Origin of the sequence: Streptomyces graminilatus (assembly GCF_001418565.1) — a bacterium.
Classification (GTDB): domain Bacteria; phylum Actinomycetota; class Actinomycetes; order Streptomycetales; family Streptomycetaceae; genus Streptomyces; species Streptomyces graminilatus.
In genome coordinates, this window is sequence record NZ_LIQQ01000729.1 from 1 (window position 1) to 4,185 (window position 4,185).

At 70.7% G+C, this 4,185-nt stretch carries 6 protein-coding genes; 5 read left to right on the forward strand and 1 reads right to left on the reverse strand.

Going from position 1 to position 4,185, the window contains the following annotated elements; translation table 11 throughout:
- The 3 genes from AOK08_RS40705 to AOK08_RS40715 form a co-directional block, all read left to right on the forward strand.
- Positions 1–302, forward strand: a 302-nt coding sequence (locus AOK08_RS40705) for a hypothetical protein (RefSeq protein WP_055535453.1), incomplete at its 5' end; no start/stop codon positions are given.
- A 278-nt stretch (positions 303–580) separates the two neighbouring features.
- On the forward strand, positions 581–1,009 hold the full coding sequence (locus AOK08_RS40710) for a hypothetical protein (RefSeq protein ID WP_055535455.1): 429 nt from the start codon (positions 581–583) through the stop codon (positions 1,007–1,009).
- Positions 1,010–1,071: 62 nt separating this feature from the next.
- Entirely contained in the window at positions 1,072–2,601 is a 1,530-nt protein-coding gene (locus tag AOK08_RS40715; RefSeq protein WP_055535457.1) for a helix-turn-helix domain-containing protein, read from the forward strand.
- Positions 2,602–2,676: 75 nt separating this feature from the next.
- On the opposite strand, the gene AOK08_RS40720 is transcribed toward AOK08_RS40715, so the two are convergent.
- Positions 2,677–3,174 (reverse strand): hypothetical protein, encoded by a 498-nt coding sequence (locus tag AOK08_RS40720; RefSeq protein WP_055535459.1) that lies wholly within the window; start codon positions 3,172–3,174, stop codon positions 2,677–2,679.
- Between AOK08_RS40720 and AOK08_RS46265 the strand changes: the two genes are divergently transcribed.
- Both AOK08_RS46265 and AOK08_RS40725 read left to right on the forward strand, forming a co-directional pair.
- Complete coding sequence (locus tag AOK08_RS46265) at positions 3,173–3,334, forward strand: hypothetical protein (protein ID WP_157877019.1); 162 nt, start codon at positions 3,173–3,175, stop codon at positions 3,332–3,334. The two genes, AOK08_RS40720 and AOK08_RS46265, sit on opposite strands and share 2 nt — an antisense overlap.
- A gap of 319 nt (positions 3,335–3,653) precedes the next feature.
- On the forward strand, positions 3,654–4,043 hold the full coding sequence (locus tag AOK08_RS40725; protein WP_055535462.1) for a DUF4280 domain-containing protein: 390 nt from the start codon (positions 3,654–3,656) through the stop codon (positions 4,041–4,043).
- Positions 4,044–4,185: the final 142 nt, after the last annotated feature.

Here is a 4,185-nt window from a genome sequence, read left to right on the forward strand (position 1 = left end):
CCGACGAGCGGACCGACGAACGGGGTCATCCCCAGGAGCCCTGGTGGGCGGACCTCGGCACATGGGGCGCCGTCGCCCTGATCGCCGTCGGCGGCCTCGCGGCGGCGTGGGTCCATCTCCGGCTGCCGGGTACCCCACAGGAGCCGGCGACCGGCTACTACCCGGCGGCCAAGGTCATCGCCATCGGCCTGGTCACCCTGGGCTGCACGCTGCTGGGCCGCCGTCGCAGCCGGGCCGGGGCCGTCGAGGAGACGGACGGGCAGGAGGCGGCAACGGGTGTGTCTCCTGCTGCTGGTGAGTGACCGTCGGGCGGTGAGAACGGTCAACTCCCGGTGGAACGGGGGCGCCGGAGTGCGGCGGCCCGCCGGTGCTTCCGCGTCCTTTCGCTGACCCGCGCCCTTCCACTGATGGGCATCGCTTCCTCGCGACCGGAGTTGTTTGGTCCCCCGAATCGGGTTCCCGAACAACTCCCCGGCCCCGCAGGCTCGGTTCTGTTCGGACCGAAAGGTCGATGCAGAAACGGAGCGGAGCGCACGGGCCAGGTCCCGTTCGTTCCGTACCGAGTGAGGAAGGTGCACCAATGACGATGCTCACGCTGAGCCCGAACGGGCGCAGGCTCGTCACCGCGCTGGCCGCGGCTCTCACCCTGGGAACGTGCGGGGCTCTGACGGGCGCCGGGCAGACGTCCGCCGCCACCGGGCTGTTCCCGTACGCCCTGGTCGGCTCGCTGCCCGGCGGGACCAGCGCCGTCGGGATCCAGGTGAACGGCCGGGACGGGGGGTGCCACCACCTGCCTTCGAGCGCCCCCGTCGTTCCCCTGACGGGGAATGTCGTCGTCAGTGGCGGTGACCATGTGGTGGTGACGGCCTACGGCAGCCAGAACTGCACGTTCGGCACGAGCAGGGGCTCGCAGACGTACGACATGCAGAGCAATCTGACGCCTCCGCCCAACGACAACGCGATCGAGTTCGCCATCACGTCGAACTTCTGGCAGTTCGCGCGCCGTTAGTCGAGCGCCCCGAGCGCGTATCCCGGACAGGGTGAGCGCGTATCCAGGACAGTGAAGGAAAGATGGGTCGCCCAGAGAAGCCGCTGGATCCCGGTGAAGGTCCCGTACAGCGCCTCGCGTGCAAACTGCGCGCGCTGCGGGCCGAAGCCGGCAGCCCCACCTACCGGTCGCTGGCCTGCCGCGCCCACTACTCCGCCACCGTGCTGGCCCAGGCCGCCGCGGGCGACCGGCTGCCGTCCCAGGCTGTCGTCGTGGCCTTCGCCCGGGCCTGTGGCGGGAATCCGGAAGAGTGGCGGCGACGATGGTTACGGGCCGCCGAGGAGTCGGCCAAGGTCCGTGACAACGATGTCGCCTTTGCGCCCTACCGGGGGCTTGAGCCGTTCGGGAGCGAGCACCGGCAGCTGTATTTCGGGCGGGGCCGTGCCGTCGACGACTTACTGAGCCGGCTGCGCACGCAGCGTTTCGTCGCGCTGTCCGGGCTGTCGGGCAGCGGGAAGTCCTCACTGCTGCGCGCGGGACTGCTGCCGGTCCTGCGGGACGGGGTCCGGCCTGCCGGTGGGCCGGACCCCGTCAGCCTCATCACGCCGGGACCGTGCCCGGCGACCACGCACGAACGGTTGCTGTCGCCCCGCGACAGCGGCCCCGAGCGGTGGATCGTCGTCGACGAGTCCCCCGATCCGGGCGCGCCGAGGCCGGACCTGGAGGAGCGACTGCGGTTCGTCGAGCTGCTGCTGGCCGCGCGGCGACCGGAATCGCGGCTGAGGGTGGTTCTCAACCTCGGGCCGGACTTCCGGTGGTGGTTGTGCCCACGGCGGACACCCTGGCTCGACGAGCTGACCGGCTGCACCATGCCGATACCGGCGATGACGTCGGCCGAGCTGCGCGAGGCGATCGTCCGCCCGGCGGAGTCGGCCGGGCTCGCGGTGGAACGCGAGCTCACGGCCCGGCTGATCGACGACGTCCTCGGGCAGCCCACCATGCTGCCCATGCTCTCGAACGCGCTGCTGCGCGTCTGGTGCCGCCGGCGCGGCCGGGTGCTCACCTTGGCCGACTACGAGGCGATCGGCGGGGTGCGGGGCGCGGTCGGCGCCACCGCGGAGGACGTGTTCGACAGGCTGTGCGCCCGGCAGCGGCTCACCGCGCGCCGGGTGTTGCGCCGTCTTGTCGCCCCCGGCGAGAACCGCTCGTACGTGCGCCGGCCGGTGCGGCGGTCCGAACTGTGTGCGTTCGAGGACCGGGAGACCTGGTCGGTGCTGAACGCCCTGGCCGGCGCACGGCTCGTCACGCTCGGCGACGATTTCGTGGAGCTCGCCCACGATGCCGTGATCAGCGAGTGGGCCCGGCTGCGGCGGTGGCTGGAGGAGGACCACGAGCGCCTGCTGCACCACCGGTATCTGACCGAGGCGTCGCGAGCCTGGCAGGAGCTCGGCCACGACGAGTGCGACCTCTATCGCGGCAAACGCCTCGCCATCGCGGAAGGCCTGTTTCTCGGCGGTCGGGAGCCCGACGAGCTGACCGGACTGGAACGCCAGTTCCTCACGGCTTCCCGGCAGGCTCAGGCCCAGGCCCAGGGGCACCACCGCGCCGCGTGACCACAACCTGCGGAAACAGCCGAAGGGGGTGTGACCGCCATCCGGCGGTCACACCCCCTTCGAGCTTCCGGAGTGTCAGCTCCGGCCCGCATAGTGGAACGTCGCGTAGTGGTCGGTGGTCCAGAACATGTCACCGGTGCCGATCGCCCGGATGATCCGACGGGCGTCGCGCCGGGGGATGTCGTCGGCCTCCACCCGGTCGTAGATGGTCGTGTTGTACTCCTGGAAGGACCCCGTGTATCCGTGGCTGGAGCTGGGGGCCGGTCCGTTGTTCATGAAGTTGCGGAGCGCGCCGTCGCGGTCGAAGAACTGGCCGCCGGTGAAGACCATTTCGTGGTGCGTCTGGCCGTTTCCGTTCTCCTCCCAGTGGGCGACCTCGAACCATTCACGGTTGCCGATGTTGCGCCAGTTCGGCCACTGCATGTTGTGCCAGTAGTCGATTCCCTCGACCATGTCGTTCGGCGGCAGCTCGGGGTTCGAGGAGGAGCCGGAAACCGGCGCCGGCGCGGCGAAGGCGGCACCGGGGGCGGCGATGCCCAGTCCCAGAGCGAGCGCGGAGGTCGCGAGCCCCATGGCGATCACGCTCCTGGTCCTGGCGGCGAGCTTCTTCATGCTGGTCGAATCCTTTTCGGCGATCTGTCAGTGGGCCGCCGAGTCCGGCGGCTCACGACAAATCCTCACGGCCGGGAAGTTGTCCGGCCATCCCCTGCCGATTGGTGCGGACAACCTCTGACTCCCGACGCGATGGCGCTGTTCCTCGTGTGCTGAGGGAACGGGCCGGACGGGCACATGGCGGAGGCGTCAGGTGTCAGGTGTCAGGCGGTGGGTGCCGTGCCGTACTTGAGCCCGCCGTTGCTGCAACCGGACTTACTCGAACGGCAGGGCGAGTTCACATGGTGTACGGCAGGGCAGCGTTCCCTGCCCGTTCGGCTGTGCCGGGATCTCTGTGCCCCGCGATGCTCGTGACATAGCGTCACCTGGCGTCGGTGCGACAGAGGTACGACACCGAGGTACGACACCGAGGTTCGGGCGGGGTTCGGAGGTATGTGTCCATGGTGCTGCTTGTGACGGCCACGGCGATGATCAAGTGTTCGATGGGGACCACTCCCGGAGTGCTGTCCGTGCCCCCCGGGCCCGTGCTGTGCGAGGGCAAGCCCGTCGCCACCGTTCAGGCGGTCGTGCCGCAGCTCAACATCTCGCCGTTCGGGATGTGCAGGAGCCCGAACAACCCCGTGGTGATACAGGCGACCGCCCTGGCGAACGGCGTACTGACGCCCATGCCGTGCGTACCGGTCACCCCCGCGCCCTGGGTGCCGGGATCGCCGACGGTACTGGTCGCCGGGCTGCCGGCGCTGACCAAGTCGTCGAAGTGTCTGTGCACTTGGGGCGGGAACATCGAGATCAGCTCCCCCGGGCAGCAGAGCACACAGGTGGCCGGCTGAGCACGCCGGGCAGATTCCTGGCCCCGGGCCGCCCCGGCCTGGTCCGCCCGCGCGGCCCGGCCTGGTCCGCCCGGCCCGCCCGCCCGGCCCGGCCCGCCCAGCCTGGCCTGGCCTGGCCCGGCCAGCCTGGCCCCGCCAGGCC